Source organism: Duganella sp. GW821-FHT07G03, from assembly GCF_059418605.1.
Genome location: NZ_JBWKQE010000002.1, coordinates 280,052 through 301,523, shown reverse-complemented (window position 1 = coordinate 301,523; position 21,472 = coordinate 280,052). Strand labels below are relative to the sequence as shown.

The window sequence follows — 21,472 nt, the reverse complement described above, 5'->3', positions numbered from 1 at the left end:
ATGGAAGTCAGCCACACCATCATCAATCTGATCATCTTCGTGCTAGCGATCTACGTCGGCTACCACGTGGTCTGGACCGTGACGCCGGCGCTGCATACGCCGCTGATGGCGGTCACCAACGCCGTCTCGGCGATCATCATCGTCGGCGCCATGCTGGCGGCCTCGCTGACCGAGGGCCTGATCGGCCAGGTCGCCGGCACCGTCGCGGTGGCGCTGGCCGCCGTCAATGTGTTCGGCGGCTTTTTGGTCACGCAGCGCATGCTGGAGATGTTCAAGAAAAAAGAGCCCAAGGCTAAGCCTCTGGTGGCCATCAAGGAGGAGCACGCATGAATTTCATCTCCATGAACCTGGTGACGATGATGTACCTGATCGCATCGGTGTGCTTTATCCAGGCGTTGAAGGGCTTGTCGTCGCCGTCGACGGCGCGCACCGGCAATGCGTTCGGCATGTCGGGCATGGCGATTGCCGCCGTGACCACCCTCGCGCTGATCCTGAAGCTGAAGGCGGAAGCCACGGCGGCCGCGGTGGCGGGCGCCTCGGGCGGCATGGGCCTCGGCCTGGTGGCGCTGGGCGTGATCGTCGGCGGCGGCATCGGCGCGGTGCTGGCCAAGAAGGTCGAGATGACCAAGATGCCGGAGCTGGTGGCGGCGATGCACTCGCTGATCGGCCTGGCCGCCGTGTGCATCGCGGTGGCTGCGGTGTCGGAGCCGCACGCCTTCGGCATCGCCGCCGTCGGCGAGGCGCTGCCGTTTGGTAACCGCATCGAGCTGTTCATCGGTACCTTTGTGGGCGCGATCACGTTCTCCGGTTCGGTGATCGCGTTCGGCAAGCTGTCGGGCAAATACAAGTTCCGCCTGTTCCAGGGCGCGCCGGTCAGCTTCGCCGGCCAGCACATGCTGAACCTGATCCTGGCCATCGTCATGGTGGGCCTGGGCCTGGCGTTCTGCTTCGCCGGCGGCACCGAGCCGGCCTGGCTGCCGTTCCTGATCATGACCGCGATCGCGTTCGTGCTGGGCGTGTTGATCATCATCCCGATCGGCGGCGCCGACATGCCGGTGGTGGTGTCGATGCTGAACTCGTACTCGGGTTGGGCCGCCGCGGGTATCGGCTTCTCGCTGAATAACTCGATGCTGATCATCGCCGGTTCGCTGGTCGGTTCGTCCGGCGCGATCCTGTCCTACATCATGTGCAAGGCGATGAACCGTTCGTTCTTCAACGTGATCCTGGGCGGCTTCGGTGGCGCGCCGGTGGAGGCGGGTGCGGCTGGTTCGAAGGAGCAGCGTCCGGTCAAATCCGGTTCGGCCGACGATGCGGCCTTCATCATGGCCAATGCGGAAAGCGTGATCATCGTGCCGGGCTACGGCCTGGCCGTGGCGCGCGCGCAGCACTCGCTGAAGGAACTGGTCGAGAAGCTGACCCACAAGGGCGTGACCGTGAAGTATGCGATCCACCCGGTGGCGGGCCGCATGCCGGGCCACATGAACGTGCTGCTGGCGGAGGCCGAGGTGCCGTACGACCAGGTGTTCGAGATGGAGGACATCAACGGCGAATTCGGCCAGACCGACGTGGTGCTGATCCTGGGCGCCAACGACGTGGTCAACCCGGCCGCCAAGGATCCGAAATCGCCGATCGCCGGCATGCCGATCCTGGAGGCGTACAAGGCCAAGAGCATCATCGTCAACAAGCGTTCGATGGCTTCCGGCTACGCGGGCCTGGACAATGAGCTGTTCTACCAGGCCAATACGATGATGGTGTTCGGCGATGCGAAGAAGGTCATCGAGGACATGGTCAAGGCCGTGGAGTAGGTTGTGCTGTGATGCGTGATTCATAATTTGTGAATGGTTCGTTGGTATTTGGCCGATTGATGGTGGGGTTGATGAAGCATACGATGGCTACATCAACCCACCTCAAGGAGTCTCACCATGAACCGCTTACAAAACAAAGTCGCCATCGTTACTGGCGCATCGTCGGGCATCGGCCGCGCTACCGCCAAGTTGTTTGCCGCTGAAGGCGCGCGCGTCGTCGTTGCCGCGCGTCGTCAGGCCGAGCTGGAGTCGTTGGTGGCGGAAATCGTCGCCGACGGCGGCCAGGTCATCGCGCTGGCTGGCGATGTCACTTCCGAATCGTTCAATGCGCAACTGGTGGCCGCCGCGGTCGAAGCGTTCGGCCGGCTGGACATCGCTTACAACAACGCCGGCACGCTGGGCGAAATGGGCGCCACCACCGGCGTCTCGGAGCAGGGCTGGAGCGAGACCATCGCCGCCAACCTGACCAGCGCCTTCCTCGGCGCCAAGCATCAAATTCCTGAAATGATCAAGCATGGCGGCGGTTCGGTGATCTTCACTTCGACCTTTGTCGGCTACAGCTTTGCCTTCCCCGGCGTGGCGGCTTACGCGGCCAGCAAGGCGGGGCTGATCGGTTTGACGCAGGCGCTGGCGGCGGAGTATGGCGCGCAAGGTGTGCGGGTGAATTCGGTGTTGCCGGGCGCGGTCGATACGGCGATGTATCGCGATATGAACAACACGCCGGAATCGGCTGCCTTCGTCACCAACCTGCATGCGCTGAAACGCGTGGCGCAGCCGGAGGAACTGGCGCGCTCGGTGCTGTACCTGGCTTCGGACGACTCGTCCTTCGTCACCGGCACCGCTTCGCTGGTCGATGGCGGCGCTTCGATCACGCGCACTTAATAGGCCACGTCTTCCAGGCGGTAGCGGAATTTGCGCCGCTCTGGAAGATCCCAGCCCGGTTCTCGGTCGGTGTTTCGGGCGGGAGCCATTGGCAAGGGCGCCACCGCTGGTGCTGGTGCGGAAACCGGCGCCGGCATCAGTTCGGTCACCGGCATCGGCTGCGTAGCGGGGGAGGTCATCGGCGGCTTCTGCGCGCTTTCTTTTTCCTGTCTCGCCAGTTCTTTGCGCAGCAGGTTCGCCATCTTGAAATGCTTGTCGCCAGGACGGCGCACCGACAAGTCAAACCACGCGTTGCGCGCGGTGCGCGCGAAGGAGCGGGCAAACTCGTTGGGGGAGACGGACTGCCCTTTGTGCATGATCTTGTCTCCTTCAACGCAAGCGTAGTTGTGCTCACCGTAGCTCCATGAGCGCAGGACCGTGCCTTCCGGCAGAAACAGCGATTTCCATTGATAGCCGCGCATGTTGGCCGGGTCGCCATCCGGTGGTAGCGAGGTCTTCGCGTCAAGCCAGAATTCCAGCGCCTTGTTGATTGCTTCCGAAAGGTCTTGTACGCCGCCTTCCCGGCGCAGTTGCTCGACCAGCCGGAGCAGGGTATGGGGTGGGAGCTGCACGCTCATTGTGGTAAACATTCGCTTTCCTCCTCTCTTTTCTTCGCTTTTACTCACGTTAGATCGCAAACTTCGCGAGAAGTTCAAAAAGCGATGAGCGGTGAAGAAAAGCGAAGAAAAGCGAAGCCGAAAGCGACGGTTTACCACAAGGAGATGGAAAGGACACCCTCTGTGTGTATTCTCAGGTCAACTGCGCTCAAGTCAACGGCGGCCGTACATCATCAACTCGGCCAGTACGCCGCGCGCGGGAGCGACCATGTCGATGGCGGCCAGCGACAGGCCCAGCAGCGCTTGCGCCGGCGAATCGTTGGCGAAGATGCGGGCCATGGTGTCGGTCAGGCGCACGGTGGTGTCTCGGTCCTGGCGGCGCAGTTCGGTGAATTGCGCCAGCATGGTTGGATTGGCGCCTTGCGCCAGCAGGCGCGCCAGCACGGCGACGTCGCGCAGGCCGAGGTTCAGGCCTTGTCCCGCCACCGGGTGCAGCGTCTGCGCCGCGTTGCCGATGGCGACCGTGCGCGCGCCGCTGCGCGGATCGGCGTTCAGGCCCAATGGGAAGGCCAGCCGTGGCGAGGCGTGCGTGAAGTTGCCGACGCGCTCTCCAAACGCGGCGCCCAGTTCGGCCAGGAAGGCCGCGTCATCCAGCGATTGCAGGCGCGCCGCAGTATCGGGGCGCACGCACCAGACCAGCGAATAGTCCTCGCCTTGCGGCAGCAGTGCCAGCGGGCCTTGTTCGGTAAAGCGTTCGTAGGCGCGATGCGCGATCGGGCGGCTGCTGCGTACCTGCGCGATGACCGCGGTTTGCTGGTAGTCGCGGTGTTGGGCCTTGCTTTCCTGGTCGCTGAACAAGCCGCCTTCGGCCTGCACCACGATGGCGGCCGTGGCGCAGGCCGCGCCGGCGATCGTCAGCGCGACGGCGTCGGCGCCTTCGTCGATGGCTTCAACGCGGGCCGGGCGCAGCGTGGCGATGCCGGCGCGTTGGCAGACCGCGCCCAGCGCCGTCACCAGATCGCCGTAGCGCAGGACGTAGCCGAGCGCCGGCAGTTTGTGTTCGTCGCGGTCGATCAGGCTGCGGCCGAACTGGCCGCGGCGCGACACGTGGATCTGGTGGATCGCGGTGGCGGCCACCGGCCATGCGCCGATTTCTTCCAGTATCTGCCGGCTGCCCCACGACAGCGCGATCGAACGCGGGTCCTTGCTGGCTTGCTCCAGCGTCTTGGCGTCGACCAGCGCGATGCGCTGCGCCGGCGTGCCGCGTTTGGCCAGCAGCGCGGCGAGCGCCATGCCGGCCGGTCCCGCGCCGCAGATGGCGACATCAAAAGTGGTATCTGTCATTGCTGTTGCATCAGTTGTTCGATGTCGGCGACCGTCTTCGGCGCGGCGGCGCTCAGTATCGTGTGGCCGCCTGGCGTGACCAGCACATCGTCCTCGATGCGGATGCCGATGTTCCAGTATTCCTCCGGCACGCCTTCGGCCGGGCGCACATAGATGCCCGGCTCCACCGTCAGCACCATGTCCGCCTGCAGCGGGCGCGATGGCTTGCCTTCGGCCGCCGTGTCGCGGTACTGGCCGACGTCGTGCACGTCCATGCCCAACCAGTGTCCGGTGCCGTGCATGTAGAACTGCAGATAGCTCTTGTTGGCGACGATGTCGGCGATGCCGCCGTGCGCGTCCTGGTTCAGCAGACCCAGGTCCAGCATGCCTTGCGCCAGCACCTGCACCGCCGCCTCGTGCACGCCGGCATACGGCAGGCCGGGGACGATCGCTTGCAATGCCGCCGATTGCGCCGCCAGCACCAGTTCATACAGGCGCTTTTGCGGCGCGCTGAAACGGCCGTTGACCGGATAGGTGCGGGTGATGTCGGAGGCGTAGCCATCGAGCTCGCAGCCGGCGTCGATCAGTATCAGGTCGCCGTCGCGGCTCTGGGCGTTGTTGGCGCTGTAGTGCAGCACGCAGGCGTTGGCGCCCGCCGCGACGATGGAGTTGTAGGCCGGCGCCTGCGCGCCGTTGCGGCGGAACTCGTACAGCAGCTCCGCTTCGATTTCGTATTCGTACATGCCGGGCCTGGACGCGCGCATCGCCCGCGCGTGCGCCTGCGAGGAGATGGTGGCGGCGCGCAGCATGGTGGCCTGCTCGGCGGCGTCCTTGAACAGGCGCATTTCGTCGAGCAGCGGCAGCAGGTCGACCGCGCTGGCCGGCGGGGTGACGCCGGTGCGCGCCATGCGCCGCACGTTGGCCAGCCACAGCTTGACCTGCGCATCGAGCGCGCTGCCGAGCGCGTAGTACAGCGCCGGCGCGTCGGCCAGCAGCTTGCTGATTTCGCCGTCGAGGTCTTCGATGGCGTGGGCGGCGTCGAAGCCGAAGGCCGCGCGCGCGCCTTCCGGGCCGTGGCGGAAGCCGTCCCAGATTTCGCGTTCGAGGTTCTTCTGCCGGCAGAACAGGATGGAGCGCGCCGGCTCACCGGTAGCGGCGCGCGCGGCCACCAGCACCAGCACGCTCTCGGGCTCGGCGAAGCCGGTCAGGTAGTAGAAGTAGCTGTCGTGGCGGTACAGGTATTCGCTGTCGCTGTTGCGCGCGACTTCGGGCGCGGTCGGCAGCACCGCCACCGCGCCGGGCGGTATGTGCGCCAGCAGGCGCGCGCGGCGGGCGGCGTAGCTGTCCATCACTGCACGCCCTTGGCCAGCGGCGCGTTGAGCTGCTCGAGCTGCTGCACCGTGCCCAGGTTGTGCCACTCGCCTTCGTAGACTTCGGCGCCGACCTGTTGTTTGTCGGCATAGGCGCGGATCAGCGGTCCCAGCTTGGCGTATTCGCCGGGCGCGATGCCGTCGAACATTTCAGGGCGGTAGACGCCGACGTTGCCGAAGGTCCATTTCGGCGAGCCTTCGTTGGTCAGCGAGTACATCGTCAGGCCGAAGTCGCCCTCCGGATGGAAGTCCGGGTTGGGCACCAGGTAGAGCCAACAGATGTCGCGCTGGTCGGCCGGGTAGGGATGGCCCCACATGTCCTTGTCGTGCAACACGTCCTTGACCTGGGCGAAGTCGAAGTAGGGCATGTAGATGTCGCCCGACACCGCCACGAACGGCTCCTCGCCCAGCAGGTGGCGCGCGGTGGCGATGCCGCCGGCGGTCTCGAGCGCGGTGCTTTCATGCGAGTACAGCAGCCGGGCGCCGAACTGGCTGCCGTCGCCCAGCGCCGCCTCGATCTGCGCGCCCAGGTGGGCGGTGTTGATGACGATCTCGGTGATGCCGGCCCGCACCAGGTTGAGGATGTGCCAGACGATCAGCGGCCGGCCGCGCACCTTGAGCAGCGGCTTGGGCGTGGTGTCGGTCAGCGGGCGCATCCGCTCGCCGCGTCCGGCGGCGAAGATCATGGCTTTCATGCGCGCCGCCTCAGAAGGTGTAGCCGACTTGCGGCTGCTTGTCTTCCAGCTGGTCGAGCAGCCGCACCAGCGGCCGCAGCTCCTTGTAGCGGTTGGCGGTCTTGCGCACGTAGTCCATCACGGTCGGCAGGTCGTGCAGGTACTGGGCCTTGCCGTCGCGGTAGTTCAGGCGGCAGAACAGGCCGAGGATCTTCAGGTGGCGCTGCAGGCCGGCGTATTCGAAGTCCTGGTAGAAGGCGTCGATGTCCTGGCTGACCGGCAGGCCGAGCGACTTGGCGTGCTGCCAGTAGCGGATCGCCCAGTCCAGCACCAGTTCCTCGTCCCACTGCACGTAGGCGTCGCGCAGCAGCGAGGCCAGGTCATAGGTCATCGGGCCGTACAGCGCGTCCTGGAAGTCCAGCACGCCCGGGTTGCCGGCGTCCATCCACATCAGGTTGCGCGAGTGGAAGTCGCGGTGCACATACACCTGCTGCTGGGCGGTGACGTTGGCCAGGATGGCGTCGAACACCGCCTGCAGCTCGGCGCTTTGCTTGTCGCTCAAGGTGGCGTTCAGGTGCTTGGCTATGTACCACTCGGGGAACAGCATCATTTCGCGCAGCATGAAGGCGCGGTCGTACTCGGGCAGCACGCCGGGCTCGCTGGTGAGCTGGAACTTGACCAGCGCCTCGAGCGCCTCGGCGTACATGGTCGAGGCGTTGTCGTGGTCCAGCACCTGCAGGTAGGTGGTCACGCCCAGGTCGGACATCAGCAGGAAGCCGCGCTCGTAGTCGGTGGCGACGATGCGCGGCACCGTGACGCCGGCGTGGGTGAGCATTTCGTCAAGCTTGACGAAGGCCAGCACGTTCTCGCGCTCGGGCGGCGCGTCCATCACCACCAGGGTGGCGCCCAGCGCCCCTTGTTGATCAGGCAAGACATCGACGCGGAAATAGCGGCGGAAGCTGGCGTCGGCCGAGGCCGGGCGCGCGCTGGCCACGTCGACCACGTTCAAGGTGGCCAGCCAGGCGGTCAGCTGCTGCAGGCGCAGGTCGGGCGCGGCGCCGGAAGATGTATCGGAAGTTAAATTCTGTAATAAAGACATTAAGCGAGCCCTGGAAACCGGTGTTGGGTGAAGATTCCCATATAATAAGGGATTCAAATCAAAAAATCGCCTGCTATGGTGTTTCCTCCCTTCTTTTCATGAGTCGCATGCGCTGGCTTCCGGCCCCCCCCACCTCCTCGCAACGCTGGGCTTACGCCCTGACTGCCTTCGTCACCGCCACGGCGGTGCCCAGCTACGCCCAGAGCGTGCCGCCGAAGGCGCGCGCGCCCCGCGTGGAGGACAAGAACGCGGTCACCACCATCCAGGCCGAGGACATCAGCGGCCGCCCCGAGCGCGAAATCACGCTCGAGCGGGACGCCGAGCTGGTCAAGGACAAGACCCGCGTCAAGGCCGATACCGCCTGCTACCGCCAGGTCGAGGACGAGGTCGAGGCCCGGGGCCATGTCAAGATCTGGCGCTTCGGCGACTATTTCACCGGCGACGAGCTCAAGCTGAACATGGACAGCGGCAAGGGCTATATGCTCAACCCCACCTACCAGCTGGAGGCCAACCACGCCCAGGGCAAGGCCGAGCGCATCAACTTCATCAATGAAGACGAGGCGGTGGTGGTCAACGGCACCTACAGCACCTGCCAGGGGCCGAACCCGGACTGGTATCTGCGCTCGAACACCCTGAACCTGGACTCGGGGCGCGACGTCGGCACCGCCGGCAAGACCATCGTCTACTTCAAGGACGTGCCGGTGCTGGGCACGCCGGCGATGTCGTTCTCGCTGTCGGGCGCGCGCCGCTCGGGCTGGCTGTCGCCGATGCCGGGCTTCGGCTCCAAGGGCGCCGCCGAACTGACCGTGCCGTATTATTTCAACATCGCGCCCAACCGCGATCTGACGCTGTACCCCAAGATCATCCCGCGGCGCGGCTTCCAGCTGGGCGCCAACGGCCGCTATCTGGGCGAAACCAGCGGCGGCCTGTACCAGGGCGAGACCTATCTGGAATACTTGCCGCACGACAAGCAGTACGTGCCGGCCACGCCGGGCGGCTCGACCGACCGCTGGACCATCAGGTCCAGCCACGCCCAGGACTTGTCGCAGGACTGGTCCTACGGCTGGAGTTTGCGCGCCGCCTCGGACAACAACTATCCCAACGATTTCTCCAAGACCGTGTCGAGCTCGACCGAGCGCCAGCTGCTGCGCGAGCTGCGCACCGACTACCATGGCGACTTCTGGACGCTGACCGCGCGGGTGCAGAAATACCAGGTGCTGCAAGACCCGGAATCGCTGGTCGACAAGTCGCTGTTCGTGTCGCGCCCCTACGACCGGCTGCCGGCGATCAACTTCCACGCCGCCCAGTACGACGTCGCAGGCGGCTTCGACTGGGCCGTCGACAGCGAGCTGACCCGCTTCTACCACCCGACCCTGATCAACGGCACCCGCCTGGTGGCGATCCCGCAGCTGAGCTACCCGGTCGTCGGCCCCAGCTACTTCGTCACGCCCAAGGTGATGCTCAACCTGGCCAGCTACCAGCTCGACTCCTACGGCACCCAGGCGTCGGAAAACCTGTCGCGCGTGGTGCCGACGTTCTCGCTCGACTCCGGCCTGGTGTTCGAGCGCGACATCAAGTTCGGCGGCCGCGACATGACGCAGACGCTGGAGCCGCGCCTGTTCTACGTCAACACGCCCTACCGCGACCAGAGCAAGTTCCCGACCTTCGACACCGACGCCGCGACCTTCAACTTCAGCCAGATCTTCAGCGAAAACCGCTTCGTCGGCTCGGACCGCATCGGCGACGCCAACCAGCTGACGGCGGCGCTGGTGTCGCGCTTCCTCAACTCGGCCGGCGCCGAGACGCTGCGCCTGGCGTTCGGCCAGCGCTTCTACTTCCGCGACCAGCGCGTGCAGCTGGCCTCGACCACCCCGGTGGTCGATTCGCGCTCGGACATGCTGCTCGCCGCCACCGGCCGCATCTCGGACACCTGGGGCTTCGACAGCGCCGTGCAGTACAGCCCCAGCCAGAGCCGGGTGGTGTCGGAAAGCTACACCGCGCAGTGGACGCCGGGCCAGAAGAAGGTGCTCAACGCCGGCTACCGCTATCTGCGCGGCAGCTTCAAGAACCTCGAGCTGTCGAGCCAGTGGCCGATCTTCCAGCGCTGGTACGGCGTGGGCCGGGTCAGCTACTCGATGCAGGACAAGAAGATCCTCGAGAGCCTGGTCGGGCTGGAATACAACGGCGACTGCTGGGTGTTCCGCATGGGCGCGCAGCGCTTCGTGACCACCTCGACCAAGGCGTCGACGCCGATCTTCTTCCAGCTGGAGTTGAACGGCCTGTCGCACCTGGGCGTGGGCAACCCGCTCGAGGCGATGAAGAACAGCATTCCCGGTTATCAGCGTTTGAACGAAGGCTACGGCCGCTAAGGCCAGCCACCCCGGCGTCCGCCGCTGCAGCCAGGCAGCGGGCGCTTTTTGATCCTTTTACACCTGACTCATGAGCGTTCTTAAGATGAAGTTCGAAATGAAAATCCTCGCAGTCCTGTTGTGCACGGCCGCCCTGGGCGGCTGCAGCCTGTTCTCGAAGAAGCCGGCCCCGGCCGCTCCAGCGCCGGCCGCCAGCGCCGCCCCGGCCGCCGCGCCGGCGCTCAACACCACGCCGGCCGCCGCCGCCAAGGCGGGAGCCAAGGCCGACGGCAAGGGCTTCCTGCCGCCGGGCGAGTCGGGCAACGTGGCGATCGACTCGATCGTGGTGGTGGTCAACGACGACGTCATCACCCAGCGCGAGCTGGCCAACCGCATCAAGTCCGTCACCGCGCGCATGAAGGCGCAGAACGTGCAGATGCCGGATCCGGCCGACCTGCGCCGCCAGCTGCTCGAGCGCATGATCGTCGAGCGCGCCCAGCTGCAAATGGCCAAGGAAATGGGCGTGCGGGTCGACGACCAGCAGCTCGACCGCGCCATCGGCCGCATCGCCGAGGCGCAGAAGCTGTCGGTGCAGGACCTGCGCAACCAGATGGAGAAGGATGGCACGCCGTACGCCGCCTTCCGCGAGGATATCCGCGAGGAGATCATCATGCAGCGCCTGCGCGAGCACGAGGTCGACGCCAAGATCCAGATCTCCGAGGCCGAGGTCGACAGCTTCATGGCCGCCGAGAAGGCCGCCGCCGCCGAACAGTTCGAGATCAACATCTCGCAGATCATGGTGCGCATTCCCGACAACGCCACCGCCGAAGTGATCGCCCAGCGCCGCGCGCGCGCCGAGGAAGTGATGCGCCAGCTGCGCACCGGCGCCGACTTCGCCAAGATGGCCGGCACCTATTCCGACGCCAGCGACGCCCTGCAGGGCGGCGTGGTCGGCTGGCGCCAGCCCGAGCGATTGCCGCCGGTGTTCGCCGAGGCGCTGACCAAGCTCAAGCCTGGCCAGGTCACGCCCATCATCAAGAGCGTGGGCGCGTTCCACATCCTCAAGGCGGTCGACCGCCGCAGCCTGGCCGAGGCGCAAGCCGTGGCCGCGGTGCAGCAGTCGCACGTGCGCCACATCCTGATCAAGGTGACGCCGACCATGAGCGCGGCCGACGCCAAGCGCAAGCTGGCCGAACTGAAGGAACGCCTGGACAACAACGCCGCCAAGTTCGAGGACCTGGCGCGGCTGGTGTCGAACGACGGCTCGGCCGCCAAGGGCGGCGACCTGGGCTGGCTGTACCCGGGCGACATCGTGCCCGAGTTCGAGGCGGCGATGAACAACCTGAAGATCGGCGAAGTGAGCCAGCCGGTGGAAACCAGCTTCGGCATCCACCTGATCGAAGTGTTGGAGCGCAAGAGCGACGACGTCTCGAAAGAGCGCGAGCGCAACACCGCGCGCCAGGCCATCCGCGAGCGCAAGGTCGAGGAAGCGGCGGAAAGCTGGCAGCGCGAAGTGCGCGACCGCGCCTACGTCGAGTACCGCACCGAAGACGGCGCCGCCGCCAAGTAAGTTCAACCGCAAGCAACCAGGGGAGCACGCGTGAGCGCCACTTTGCAAACCGGGCGCAGCACGCTGCGTCCCGCGATCGCCGTCACCGTCGGCGAGCCGGCCGGCATCGGCCCGGAGATTTCCATCCGCGCCGCCTGGGCGCGCCGCCACGACGTCAACTGCGTGCTGCTGGGCGACGCCGCCTTCCTGGCCATGACGGCCAGCCAGATCGATCCCGAGATTCATTTGTCGGCGCTGTCGCTGCAGGCGGTGCGCAACGGCGGCCTGCCGCAGTTCGGCCCGGGGCGCGTCAGCGTGATCGACGTGCCGCTGGCCGCGCACGTCGTGCCGGGCAAGCTGGACCGGGAAAACGGCCGCAGCGTGCTGGCCACCTTGGACGCCGCCATCGAAGGCGTGCGGGCCGGCTGGTTCCAGGCGGTGGTCACCGCGCCGCTGCAAAAGAGCACCATCAACGAGGCCGGCGTGAAGTTCTCCGGCCACACCGAATACTTCGCCGACCAGACCGGCACCGCGCAGGTGGTGATGATGCTCGCCGGCCAGCCGCCGGCGCCGGCCGGCCGGCCGCTGCTGCCGCCGCTGCGCGTCGCGCTGGCCACCACCCATGTGCCGTTGAAGGACGTGGCCGCCGCGCTGACGCAGGACGGCTTGGCGCGCGTGCTCGACATCCTCGACCATGACTTGAAAGCCAAGTTCGGCATCGCCGCCCCGCGCATCCTGGTGTGCGGCCTGAACCCGCACGCGGGCGAGGGCGGCTACCTGGGGCGCGAAGAGATCGACGTCATCGCGCCGGCCATCGCGGCGGCGCAGGCGCGCGGCATCGCCGCCTCCGGCCCGTATCCGGCCGACACCCTGTTCCAGCCCAAATACCTGCAAGACGCCGACTGCGTGCTGGCCATGTACCACGACCAGGGCTTGCCGGTGCTCAAATACGCCACCTTCGGCCAGGGCGTCAACATCACGCTGGGCCTGCCGCTGATCCGCACCTCGGTCGACCACGGCACCGCGCTCGACCTGGCGGCCCGGGGCCTGGGCCTGGCCGACTGCGGCAGCATGGCCGCCGCGCTCGACACCGCGCTGGCCATGGTCAACAGCCAGGCCGCCTCCTCCTCACCCCTCAAACAAGAACAACCATGAAACACGTCGCCCGCAAACGCTTCGGCCAAAATTTTTTACACGATAAATACGTCCTGTCCAGCATCACCGAGGCGATCGCCCCGGCGCCGGACGACGCGATGGTCGAGATCGGGCCCGGCCTGGGCGCGATGACCGAGCAGCTGATGCGCAGCTTGAAGCAGATGCACGTGGTCGAGCTCGACCGCGACCTGGTGGCGCGGCTGGAAAAGACCTACAACCCGGCCAAGCTGACCATCCACGCCGGCGACGCGCTCAAGTTCGACTATGGCAGCATTCCGGTGCCGGCCGGGCAAAAGCTGCGCATCGTCGGCAACCTGCCGTACAACATCTCCAGCCCGCTGCTATTCCACCTGGCGACGTTCGCGCCGCAGGTGCAGGACCAGCATTTCATGCTGCAGAAGGAAGTGGTGGAGCGCATGGTGGCCGCGCCGGGCAGCAAGACCTACGGCCGGCTGTCGGTGATGCTGCAGTGGCGTTACGACATGACGCTGCTGTTCGTGGTGCCGCCGGAGGCCTTCGATCCGCCGCCGAAGGTGGAGTCGGCCATCGTGCGCATGATACCGGTGGCCCAGCCGCTGGCGTGCGACGGGCCGACCCTGGAGGCGGTGGTGTTGAAGGCGTTCTCGCAGCGTCGCAAGGTGATCCGCAACTGCCTGGCCGGCATGTTCACCGAAGCGCAGATCGTCGAAGCCGGCATCGACCCGACCATGCGTCCGGAAACCGTGGGTCTGGCGCAGTACGTGGCGCTGGCCAACCTGCTCAAGTAAGCAAGGCGGGGTCAAAGGCGAATGTCAGACTTGACCCTCGCTTTCTTTTTCGTCGGGCAAAAAAAAGCCCGCTGGTGAAAGCGGGCTAAATCCAATTCCTTTGCAAGAAGTGGAGGAGACAAATGAAGTATGCTGCGGCGCGGCATATAACGCAAGTTTATTTTTAGAATATCGAACATCACGATAACGTATAACTCTCCGGCCGCCGCGCCGCGCATTCCGCGCGGCGCTCCCACCTCTGGATTACTTCGGTTTGCAGCTCAGCGTCACGTTGCTGATGTTGGCGCCGTTGACCACGCCGGTGTTGTTGGCCAGCGAGCAGTTGAGGTCGTCCGGCTGCGACAGGATGGTCACGCCGTAGGCGGAACCGTCGGCCACCGACGAGGCAAACACGTACTCGCCCTTGCCCAGCACGGCATCCGTGGCGGCGGCGCTCGATACCGAGACCTGGCCGCCGGTGGAGCCGTTCAGCAGCACCACGACGCGCGGGACGGCGGCCACTGCGGCGGTGGTGCCGCTGGCGGCGACCGCCTCGGATTTGTTGAACAGGCCGATGAACGGGCCGCCCACCGAGTAGCTGTTCTGGACGCAGTTGATGATCACGGCGATCGCCACCGTATGGCCGGCCGAGCCGGAGCCGCCCGACACCGGTGCGCAGGTCTGGTGCGACGGGTTGGTCAGCACGGTGACGTTGTACTCGGTGCCGTAGGGGATTTGCCTTGGCATCGCGAAGCTGGTGGTGGCCGGCGCCACCGGCAGCCTGTCGTCGCCGTTGGCCAGCACCAGGCCTGTGCCGGTCAGGCCGTTGATCGTGCCCTGCACGGCGAATTGGGCCTTGCCGCCGCAGGCGGACAGCGCGGCGGCCAGCATCAGCGCCGCTACGGCGCTCAAAGTCGAAAATTTCATCAATTACTCCAAAAAGAGGCGGATCGGCCGGCCATCGCGATGCGGGCCGGCGCCGGAATTACTTGCAGGTGACGGTCACGCCGAGGAAGCTGCTGGCCGGCATGGTGCCGACATTGCTGGACAGCGTGCAGGTCTGGGCCGGATCTTTCGGCTGTGACAGCACGGTCACGCCATAGGGCGAGCCGTCGCCGACCGTGTTGCCGAAGGTGAACGAGACCGGCGCGCCGGCGGTGGCCGGCGGCGGTACGTTGACGGTGTCGGCGCCGTTGGCCAGGATCAGGCCCGTGCTGCTGAGGCCGGTAACGGTGCCGCCCAGGGTGTAAGGGTTGGCCTGGCAGGTGAACTGGATCGAGTACGAGGTGTAGGCGTTGGCCTTGCCGACGTTGCTGGTGCCGACCGGTTTGCAGCTGCCGCCGGTGGGCGGGGTCAGCACGGTGACATTGAACTCTTCATCGACCGCCGCCAGCTTGGTGAACACAAAGCTGCTGGCATTGGCGGCGATAGGCAGTTTTTCGCCGGTCTTGTTGTTGACCAGGACCAGGTCGGGCTTGGTCAGGCCGGTGATGGTGCCGGACAGGGCCAGGTTGCCATTGCCGCCGCCGCAGGCGTTCAGCAAGGCGGCGCACACCAGGGCCAGGCCCGAACGCAGATACAAACTTTTCATAAAAATCTCTCTTAAAAACGTATAGGGCCCGGCAACACTCGGGTCCAGCATCTTACACGGAATGGCCCGTATTTTAGTGCATTTGCTCAGGCCGGACCGCTCAGCGATGTAACAGCTTGTGACACTTGCGGCGGCGCCGTCGCCTAGTTGACCTGCGCCCGCTCGCAGCGCGAACGCTTGCCGTCGAGCCGGCACGTGTTGCGCACCCGGCCTTGCTGGTCGTGCACCCGCACCAGCCACTGGTCGGCGCCCAGCCGCTCCATGCTCATGAAACCGAAGCCGTCGACCCAGGAACTGAACTGCTCGACCTGCGCGCCCGGCGCCGGCGTCACGCCGTCCGGCAAGCGTTCCGGCAGCGGCACGGTGTCCTCGGCGGTGCCGGAAAAGCCGGAAATGAACTGGCTCGGATGGCCGCTGGCGAAGCTGACCTGCTGCCACAGATGCACATGGCCGGACAGCATCGCCTGTATGCCGTCCGGCAGCAGCTGCGCGTTGAGCGAACCGAAGGCTTGCTGCAGGCCGGCGTCGCCCGGCAGCAGCACGGTGGCGCCGTCGGCCTTGCGGTCGGCGCCCATGCCCAGCAGCGGATGGTGGACGATGCCGAGGTTGCGCGGCGCCTGCCGCGCCAGCGCCTCCAGCTTGCGGTACAGCTCGCGGTACTTGTCGTAGCCCAGCTCGCCCGGCTTGAGGCCCTTCCAGCTGGTGCTGGCGCTGTCGAGCACCAGCAGCTGGGTGTCCTGGCCGATAGTCACGGCGTAGGGATCGCTGTAGTTGCCGACGGCGTCGTCGGCGGCGCGGTTGCAGTCGCGCCCGGGCAGCAGCGGGCGCGGATCGAGCAGGCGCCAGTAGCCCTGGCCGCCGCGCAGGCAGTTTTCGTGGTTGCCGCGCGCCATCACCCACGGCGCCGCCTGCAGCAGCGCCGCGCCGGGCGCGAAGAAATCGGCGTTCCAGGCGTCCCAGCCGTAGCCCCAGGGGCTGCCGGCGCAGCCGGCGTTGCCGTCCGGGCAAGCGTTTTCGCGGTAGTGGTAGTCGCCCACGTGGATCACCAGTTCCGGGCCCCACGCGGCGGCGGCGGCGGCGATGGCGGCGAATGGGTAGGCGGCGCCGTCGTTGCAGGCCTGGTAGCTGTGGCTGTTTTTTTGCAGGCGGCAGCCGGTGTCGCCGAGCACGACGATGCGCCGTGGGGCCGCGCTCGGCAGCGGCAGCGGCCGGCCCAGCACGCTCGCCTGGCCATAGCTGCCGGCGGCCGGCAGCGGCGCCTCGCAGGTCAGCAGCGGGAAGGCGGCCGGTTTGGAATCGGCCGGGGCCGACGGCGTGCTGCGCAGCGCCAGGGTGGCGGCCGGCGCGCGCAAGGCCATCGGCTGCGCGCGCTGGTCGATGACGATGTCGGGGCAGGCGGGGGCGGCGATCAGCACGCGCGCCACGGCGGCGCCCTGTTCGCCCAGCACCACGAAGGAGGAAAAGGCCGGCGCCTGGCCGACGGTGGCGCAGCCGGCCAGCATGGCGCTCAGCAGGGGCGGCGCCCAGCGGCGGCAAATCGTCACAAACATAGTCAAAGGCACGGCGGCTCCAGCGGGGGAATCCGATGTTACCATGCCGTCGCCAAGCGGCGATCGGTGCGACAATATGCGGATTCCAATTTTCCCTGCCCGCCATGAACTATCGCCGCCCGCACGTCCTGCTGTTCGACCTTGATGACACCCTGTGGCCGATCGGCCCGGTGATCGCGGCGGCGGAAACCAGCTGGCACGCCTGGCTGGCCGAGCACGCGCCCGAGGTGGCGCAGCGCTACTCGATCGCCGAGCTGCGGGCGCGCCGCATGGCCTTGCTGGAGCGGCGTCCCGAGCTGGTCGTCGACCTGTACCAGCTGCGCCGCGTGGCGCTGGAGCAGGCCTTCGCCGAGGCCGGCGCCGACGCCGCCCACATCGAGGGCGCCATGCGCCATTTCCAAGTGCAGCGCAACGCCGTCACGCCGTACGCCGACGTGCTGCCGGCGCTGGCCGAGCTGCAGGCGCTGCTGCGGCTGGGCGTGATCACCAACGGCAACGCCGACCTTGAAGTCATCGGCCTGCACCACCATTTCGAAACCGTGCTGGCCTCGTCGCGCTTCGGCCGCGCCAAGCCCGATCCGGCCATCTTCCTGGCCGCCTGCGAGGCGATGGGCGTGGCGCCGCAGGACGCGGTCTACGTCGGCGACGACCTGCGGCTGGACGTGCAGGGCGCGCAGGGCGCCGGCCTGCGCGCGGTATGGATGAACCGCGCCGGCAGCACGGCGCACCTGGAGGCCGGCGTGGCGCCGGACGCCATCTGTGCAAGTTTCGATGCACTTCTGGCATGGGTGCGCGGGCAAATGCAGCATTGACGCCACGCCGCGGCCCCTGTCCGGCGCAGAGCGTGCATAATAAGCAGAAATACCATCAGTGAATGACCATGCAACTCGATACACGCGCACAAACCCTGCTCAAGGCCCTCGTCGAACGCTACATCGCGGACGGGCAGCCGGTGGGCTCGCGCGCCCTGTCCAAGATTTCCGGGCTGGACCTGTCGCCGGCGACCATCCGCAACATCATGGCCGACCTGGAGGAGCTGGGCTACGTCGCCAGTCCCCACACCTCGGCCGGGCGGGTGCCGACGCCGCGCGGCTACCGCATCTTTGTCGACACCCTGCTGACGGTGCAGCACCTGGACGAGCAATCGGTCGAAGGGCGCATGCGGCTGCAGGCGCCGCAGCCGCAGAAGATGATTGCCAACGCGGCGCAGATGCTGTCGTCGCTGTCGCAGTTCGCCGGCGTGGTGCTCAGTCCGCGGCGCGAATCGGTGTTCCAGCAGATCGAGTTTTTGCGGCTGGGGGAGAAGCGCATCCTGCTGGTGATCGTCGGCCCGACCGGCGACGTGCAGAACCGGCTGTTGCTGACCGACGTAGACTACAGCCCGGCGCAGCTGGTGCACTCGGCCAACTACATCAACCAGAACTACGGCGGCCTGGCCTTCGACGAAGTGCACATGCGGCTGCAAAACGAAGTGCGCCAGCTGCGCGATGACATGGGGCGGCTGATGCAGGCGGCGGTGGAGGCGGGCAGCGAGGCGATGGCCGACAGCTCGGACGACATGGTCATCTCCGGCGAGCGCAACCTGTTGTCGGTGAGCGACCTGTCGTCGAACATGACGTCGCTGCGGCAGATGTTCGACATGTTCGAGCAGAAGACGGGCTTGATGCAGCTGCTCGACGTCTCGAGCAAGGCCAGCGGCGTGCAGATCTACATCGGCGGCGAATCGAGCCTGGTGCCGATGGACGAGATGAGCGTGGTCACCGCGCCCTACATGGCCAACGGCAAGATCGTCGGCACCTTGGGAGTGATCGGCCCGACCCGCATGGCGTACGAGCGGGTGATACCGATCGTCGACATCACGGCCAAGCTGCTGTCGAACGCGCTGAGCCACAACTAAGCGGGGGGCAGACCCCCGAGGTTTTAAGGGCGGTGCGGGCAGGCGGTCTTGGTGCAGTTGCCGTAGATCGCCAGCGCATGCTCGGCAATCTTGAAGCCGCGCTCCTTGGCGATGATCTGCTGGCGCGATTCGATTTCCTCGTCGAAGAATTCTTCCACCCGGCCGCAATCGAGGCACACCAGGTGATCGTGGTGCGAACCTTCGTTCAATTCGAAAATCGCCTTGCCCGTCTCGAAGTGGTTGCGGTTCAGCAGGCCGGCCTGCTCGAACTGGGTCAGCACGCGGTACACGGTCGCCAGACCCACGTCCATATTGTCGGACAGCAGGATCTTGTAGACATCCTCGGCGGTCAGGTGGCGCACTTCGCTGTTCTGGAAAATGTCCAGGATTTTCAGGCGGGGCAGCGTGGCTTTCAGGCCGCTGGCCTTCAGGTCGGTAGGATTGTTGCTCATGATGTCGACTCTTTGAGTGGTTGGCGATTGCGAGCCGACAGTTTAACGCACTCCGACAGGCGCCGCACCTTCAACGCGAGACGCGCCCTCCCGCGTGAAATTTACATTTGCAATGTTTTACAATTAATCTTTATAAAACAAGGACATAGTTCCGGATTTGCAGGATAATGCGAACTCTCCGAGTGCCCGCGCAGCCCCATCTCGCACCTTGTGCTTTATGATATAGCGTTTTTCGGCACTTCCGCTCGATCAGATTGAGGACAACCATGCGCGTCACCCAGGCTTTATCGCAGTCTTTGTTGCACCGTTTCACCCGCCGCGCGCCGCTGCTCGCCGGCGCTGTTTGCGTCGCGCTGGCCGCGGGCGGCTGCGCGTCCAACACCACGCTGGGCGAGAAATCGACCGACGTCAAGGAAACCGGCACCACGCTCGACGCCAACAAGGGCGCGCAAACGACCACCATCACCAAGCTGCAGAAGTTCATGTGGTTCTTCTCGCCGTATCGTCCGGACATCCAGCAGGGTAACTTCGTCTCCGAAGAGATGCTGTCGCAACTGAAGGCCGGCATGACGCGCGACCAGGTCCGCTTCATCTTCGGCACCGCGCTGCTGGCCGACCCGTTCCACGCCGACCGCTGGGACTACGCCTTCCGCATGGCCAAGGGCAACGGCGAAATCACCACCAGCCGCGTGATCGTGTTCTTCGACAAGGACGGCAAAGTGGCGCGCTGGGAAGGCGGCAACCTGCCGACCGAAAAAGAATACATCGCCCGCATCGCCGGCCCGGCGCCCAAGGTCAAGAAGGACCTGAGCGTGCCGGACGCGCGTCCGGTCGGCAATACCTCGCCGATTCCGGCCGGCAGCGACAACTCCGCCGCCTCGCCGGTCGGCGTCACGGTGAACAACGACAAGAAATAAGCACGAGGACAGACGCATGACAGACCTGAACATCGCCATCGCCGGCGCCGGCGGCCGCATGGGCCGCATCCTGATCGAAGCGGTGCTCGACGCGCCCGACGCCACCCTGTCCGGCGCGCTGGACCGCGCGGGCTCGGCCAACGTCGGCAGCGACGCCGCCGCCTTCCTCGGCAAGCCGGCCGGCGTGCCGGTGGAGTCCGACCTGGCCAAGGGCCTGGCCGGCGCCCGGTTCCTGATCGACTTCACCCGTCCCGAAGGCACGCTGGAGCACCTGGCCTATTGCGCCGAGCACGGCATCAAGATGATCATCGGCACCACCGGCTTCGACGACGCCGGCAAGGCGGCCATCGCCGAGGCGGCCAAGAAGACCGCCATCGTGTTCTCGCCCAACTTTAGCGTCGGCGTCAACGTCACGCTCAAGCTGCTGCAACAGGCGGCCAAGGCGCTGGCGGTCGGCTACGACATCGAAGTGATCGAAGCCCACCACCGCCACAAGGTCGACGCCCCGTCCGGCACCGCGCTGAAGATGGGCGAAGTGCTGGCCGACGCGCTCGGCCGCGACCTGAAGGATTGCGCCGTCTACGCGCGCGAAGGCGTGACCGGCGAGCGCGATCCGTCGTCGATCGGCTTCGCCACCATCCGCGGCGGCGACATCGTCGGCGACCACACGGTGCTGTTCGCCGGCACCGGCGAGCGTATCGAGATCAGCCACAAATCGAGCAGCCGCGTGACCTACGCGCACGGTTCGCTGCGCGCCTGCCGCTTCCTGGCCGACAAGGCCACCGGCCTGTACGACATGAACGACGTGCTGGCGCTGAACTGATGATGCCCAACCACTTCACCCTGGCCAGCTACTGGGAGCAGGGCGACACCATCAGCCACATCGTGGCGCTGGTGTTGCTGGCGATGTCGCTGGTGAGCTGGTTCTTCATCCTGGCCAAGAGCTATGCCGCGTGGCGCATCCGCCGCAGCGCGCCGGCGGTGCAGGCGTTCTGGGAGGCGCCGTCGATGCAGGACGGCGTCGCCGCGCTGAGCTTGGCCGATCCCGAGCAAGTGTTCCTGCCGCTGGCGCAGCAAGGCGCCGCGCAATTGAAAGCCGCCGGGCGCGCTTCGCTGGGCGGCGAGATGGGCCATGCGGCGCAAGTGACGCGCGTGCTGCGCGTGGCGATCCAGAACTCCACCAACCGCCTCGAAAGCGGCCTGACCCTGCTGGCGTCGATAGGCGCCACCGCGCCCTTCGTCGGCCTGCTGGGCACGGTCTGGGGCATCTACCATGCGCTGGCCAATGTGTCGGCCAGCGGCACGGTGCAGATCGACAAAGTGGCCGGCCCGGTGGGCGAGGCGCTGATCATGACCGCCATCGGCCTGACGGTGGCGATCCCCGCCGTCTTGGCGTATAACGGATTCAACCGCGTCAACCGGCTGACCCTGGCCGAGCTGGACGCCTTCGCGCACGACCTGCACGCGTATTTGACGAAGTAACGGAGGGGGTCAAGTCTGACATTCGGACACGTGCTC

General features: G+C 66.3%; 21 protein-coding genes. 12 read left to right on the top strand and 9 right to left on the bottom strand.

Features of this window, described 5'->3' with window-relative positions; genetic code table 11:
• The 3 genes from AC07OK_RS05250 (at position 1) to AC07OK_RS05240 (ending at position 2,687) form a co-directional block, all read left to right on the top strand.
• Entirely contained in the window at positions 1-330 is a 330-nt protein-coding gene (locus tag AC07OK_RS05250; protein ID WP_494689286.1) for an NAD(P) transhydrogenase subunit alpha part 2, read from the top strand.
• Positions 327-1,805 carry an NAD(P)(+) transhydrogenase (Re/Si-specific) subunit beta gene (locus AC07OK_RS05245; RefSeq protein WP_494689285.1) on the top strand — a complete coding sequence of 493 codons (1,479 nt, stop codon included), beginning with the start codon at positions 327-329 and terminating at the stop codon, positions 1,803-1,805. The genes AC07OK_RS05250 and AC07OK_RS05245 overlap by 4 nt, the downstream gene beginning before the upstream one ends.
• Positions 1,806-1,922: 117 nt before the next feature.
• Entirely contained in the window at positions 1,923-2,687 is a 765-nt protein-coding gene (locus AC07OK_RS05240) for an SDR family oxidoreductase (protein WP_494689284.1), read from the top strand.
• Here the strand turns inward: AC07OK_RS05240 and AC07OK_RS05235 are convergent.
• The 5 genes from AC07OK_RS05235 to AC07OK_RS05215 form a co-directional block, all read right to left on the bottom strand.
• Entirely contained in the window at positions 2,684-3,316 is a 633-nt protein-coding gene (locus AC07OK_RS05235) for a hypothetical protein (RefSeq protein ID WP_494689283.1), read from the bottom strand. The genes AC07OK_RS05240 and AC07OK_RS05235 overlap by 4 nt on opposite strands.
• A 180-nt stretch (positions 3,317-3,496) precedes the next feature.
• Entirely contained in the window at positions 3,497-4,627 is a 1,131-nt protein-coding gene (locus AC07OK_RS05230) for a UbiH/UbiF/VisC/COQ6 family ubiquinone biosynthesis hydroxylase (protein WP_494689282.1), read from the bottom strand.
• On the bottom strand, positions 4,624-5,955 hold the full coding sequence (locus AC07OK_RS05225; protein ID WP_494689281.1) for an aminopeptidase P N-terminal domain-containing protein: 1,332 nt from the start codon (positions 5,953-5,955) through the stop codon (positions 4,624-4,626). The genes AC07OK_RS05230 and AC07OK_RS05225 overlap by 4 nt, the downstream gene beginning before the upstream one ends.
• Positions 5,955-6,671, bottom strand: a complete 717-nt coding sequence (gene murU / locus AC07OK_RS05220; RefSeq protein WP_494689280.1) for an N-acetylmuramate alpha-1-phosphate uridylyltransferase MurU — start codon at positions 6,669-6,671, stop codon at positions 5,955-5,957. Before murU ends, AC07OK_RS05225 begins: the two co-directional genes overlap by 1 nt.
• Positions 6,672-6,681: 10 nt before the next feature.
• Positions 6,682-7,749: an aminoglycoside phosphotransferase family protein gene (locus AC07OK_RS05215; RefSeq protein WP_494689279.1), complete on the bottom strand. Its 1,068-nt coding sequence runs from the start codon at positions 7,747-7,749 to the stop codon at positions 6,682-6,684.
• A 107-nt stretch (positions 7,750-7,856) separates the two neighbouring features.
• On the opposite strand from AC07OK_RS05215, the gene AC07OK_RS05210 reads away from it, so the two are divergent.
• The 4 genes from AC07OK_RS05210 (at position 7,857) to rsmA (ending at position 13,568) form a co-directional block, all read left to right on the top strand.
• Positions 7,857-10,118: an LPS-assembly protein LptD gene (locus AC07OK_RS05210; protein ID WP_494689278.1), complete on the top strand. Its 2,262-nt coding sequence runs from the start codon at positions 7,857-7,859 to the stop codon at positions 10,116-10,118.
• Positions 10,119-10,215: 97 nt separating this feature from the next.
• Positions 10,216-11,667 (top strand): peptidylprolyl isomerase, encoded by a 1,452-nt coding sequence (locus tag AC07OK_RS05205; RefSeq protein WP_494689277.1) that lies wholly within the window; start codon positions 10,216-10,218, stop codon positions 11,665-11,667.
• Positions 11,668-11,697: 30 nt separating this feature from the next.
• Positions 11,698-12,801, top strand: a complete 1,104-nt coding sequence (gene pdxA, locus AC07OK_RS05200) for a 4-hydroxythreonine-4-phosphate dehydrogenase PdxA (protein WP_494689276.1) — start codon at positions 11,698-11,700, stop codon at positions 12,799-12,801.
• Positions 12,798-13,568, top strand: a complete 771-nt coding sequence (rsmA, locus tag AC07OK_RS05195; RefSeq protein ID WP_494689275.1) for a 16S rRNA (adenine(1518)-N(6)/adenine(1519)-N(6))-dimethyltransferase RsmA — start codon at positions 12,798-12,800, stop codon at positions 13,566-13,568. Before pdxA ends, rsmA begins: the two co-directional genes overlap by 4 nt.
• A 243-nt stretch (positions 13,569-13,811) precedes the next feature.
• On the opposite strand, the gene AC07OK_RS05190 is transcribed toward rsmA, so the two are convergent.
• The 3 genes from AC07OK_RS05190 to AC07OK_RS05180 all read right to left on the bottom strand — a co-directional run bounded on the left by AC07OK_RS05190 (position 13,812) and on the right by AC07OK_RS05180 (position 16,700).
• Positions 13,812-14,474, bottom strand: coding sequence for a hypothetical protein (locus AC07OK_RS05190; RefSeq protein WP_494689274.1), 663 nt, complete (start codon positions 14,472-14,474; stop codon positions 13,812-13,814).
• Positions 14,475-14,532: 58 nt separating this feature from the next.
• Positions 14,533-15,138 carry a hypothetical protein gene (locus AC07OK_RS05185; protein ID WP_494689273.1) on the bottom strand — a complete coding sequence of 202 codons (606 nt, stop codon included), beginning with the start codon at positions 15,136-15,138 and terminating at the stop codon, positions 14,533-14,535.
• Positions 15,139-15,281: 143 nt separating this feature from the next.
• Positions 15,282-16,700, bottom strand: coding sequence for a metallophosphoesterase (locus AC07OK_RS05180; RefSeq protein WP_494689272.1), 1,419 nt, complete (start codon positions 16,698-16,700; stop codon positions 15,282-15,284).
• A 92-nt stretch (positions 16,701-16,792) separates the two neighbouring features.
• Here AC07OK_RS05180 and AC07OK_RS05175 point away from each other — a divergent pair, with 92 nt between their 5' ends.
• On the top strand, positions 16,793-17,500 hold the full coding sequence (locus tag AC07OK_RS05175) for an HAD family hydrolase (RefSeq protein ID WP_494689271.1): 708 nt from the start codon (positions 16,793-16,795) through the stop codon (positions 17,498-17,500).
• Between the two features lie 68 nt (positions 17,501-17,568).
• Positions 17,569-18,585: a heat-inducible transcriptional repressor HrcA gene (hrcA, locus tag AC07OK_RS05170; protein WP_494689270.1), complete on the top strand. Its 1,017-nt coding sequence runs from the start codon at positions 17,569-17,571 to the stop codon at positions 18,583-18,585.
• A gap of 23 nt (positions 18,586-18,608) precedes the next feature.
• Here hrcA and fur read toward each other — a convergent pair whose 3' ends face one another.
• On the bottom strand, positions 18,609-19,037 hold the full coding sequence (fur, locus tag AC07OK_RS05165) for a ferric iron uptake transcriptional regulator (RefSeq protein ID WP_020700775.1): 429 nt from the start codon (positions 19,035-19,037) through the stop codon (positions 18,609-18,611).
• Between the two features lie 266 nt (positions 19,038-19,303).
• On the opposite strand from fur, the gene AC07OK_RS05160 reads away from it, so the two are divergent.
• From AC07OK_RS05160 to AC07OK_RS05150, 3 genes are read left to right on the top strand one after another with little or no spacing between them, the layout of a single operon-like run.
• Complete coding sequence (locus tag AC07OK_RS05160; RefSeq protein WP_494689269.1) at positions 19,304-19,954, top strand: outer membrane protein assembly factor BamE; 651 nt, start codon at positions 19,304-19,306, stop codon at positions 19,952-19,954.
• A gap of 16 nt (positions 19,955-19,970) precedes the next feature.
• Entirely contained in the window at positions 19,971-20,777 is an 807-nt protein-coding gene (gene dapB / locus AC07OK_RS05155) for a 4-hydroxy-tetrahydrodipicolinate reductase (protein ID WP_494689268.1), read from the top strand.
• Positions 20,777-21,436: a MotA/TolQ/ExbB proton channel family protein gene (locus AC07OK_RS05150; RefSeq protein ID WP_494689267.1), complete on the top strand. Its 660-nt coding sequence runs from the start codon at positions 20,777-20,779 to the stop codon at positions 21,434-21,436. The genes dapB and AC07OK_RS05150 overlap by 1 nt, the downstream gene beginning before the upstream one ends.
• Positions 21,437-21,472 lie beyond the last annotated feature (36 nt).

Bases quoted from the DNA above. Each gene is read 5' to 3' on its own strand.
- AC07OK_RS05250 (WP_494689286.1), top strand. From the start codon at position 1: ATGGAAGTCAGCCACACCATCATCAATCTGATCATCTTCGTGCTAGCG.
- AC07OK_RS05245 (WP_494689285.1), top strand. From the start codon at position 327: ATGAATTTCATCTCCATGAACCTGGTGACGATGATGTACCTGATCGCA.
- AC07OK_RS05240 (WP_494689284.1), top strand. From the start codon at position 1,923: ATGAACCGCTTACAAAACAAAGTCGCCATCGTTACTGGCGCATCGTCG.
- AC07OK_RS05235 (WP_494689283.1), bottom strand. From the start codon at position 3,316: ATGTTTACCACAATGAGCGTGCAGCTCCCACCCCATACCCTGCTCCGG.
- AC07OK_RS05230 (WP_494689282.1), bottom strand. From the start codon at position 4,627: ATGACAGATACCACTTTTGATGTCGCCATCTGCGGCGCGGGACCGGCC.
- AC07OK_RS05225 (WP_494689281.1), bottom strand. From the start codon at position 5,955: ATGGACAGCTACGCCGCCCGCCGCGCGCGCCTGCTGGCGCACATACCG.
- murU (WP_494689280.1), bottom strand. From the start codon at position 6,671: ATGAAAGCCATGATCTTCGCCGCCGGACGCGGCGAGCGGATGCGCCCG.
- AC07OK_RS05215 (WP_494689279.1), bottom strand. From the start codon at position 7,749: ATGTCTTTATTACAGAATTTAACTTCCGATACATCTTCCGGCGCCGCG.
- AC07OK_RS05210 (WP_494689278.1), top strand. From the start codon at position 7,857: ATGCGCTGGCTTCCGGCCCCCCCCACCTCCTCGCAACGCTGGGCTTAC.
- AC07OK_RS05205 (WP_494689277.1), top strand. From the start codon at position 10,216: ATGAAAATCCTCGCAGTCCTGTTGTGCACGGCCGCCCTGGGCGGCTGC.
- rsmA (WP_494689275.1), top strand. From the start codon at position 12,798: ATGAAACACGTCGCCCGCAAACGCTTCGGCCAAAATTTTTTACACGAT.
- AC07OK_RS05190 (WP_494689274.1), bottom strand. From the start codon at position 14,474: ATGAAATTTTCGACTTTGAGCGCCGTAGCGGCGCTGATGCTGGCCGCC.
- AC07OK_RS05185 (WP_494689273.1), bottom strand. From the start codon at position 15,138: ATGAAAAGTTTGTATCTGCGTTCGGGCCTGGCCCTGGTGTGCGCCGCC.
- AC07OK_RS05175 (WP_494689271.1), top strand. From the start codon at position 16,793: ATGAACTATCGCCGCCCGCACGTCCTGCTGTTCGACCTTGATGACACC.
- hrcA (WP_494689270.1), top strand. From the start codon at position 17,569: ATGCAACTCGATACACGCGCACAAACCCTGCTCAAGGCCCTCGTCGAA.
- fur (WP_020700775.1), bottom strand. From the start codon at position 19,037: ATGAGCAACAATCCTACCGACCTGAAGGCCAGCGGCCTGAAAGCCACG.
- AC07OK_RS05160 (WP_494689269.1), top strand. From the start codon at position 19,304: ATGCGCGTCACCCAGGCTTTATCGCAGTCTTTGTTGCACCGTTTCACC.
- dapB (WP_494689268.1), top strand. From the start codon at position 19,971: ATGACAGACCTGAACATCGCCATCGCCGGCGCCGGCGGCCGCATGGGC.
- AC07OK_RS05150 (WP_494689267.1), top strand. From the start codon at position 20,777: ATGATGCCCAACCACTTCACCCTGGCCAGCTACTGGGAGCAGGGCGAC.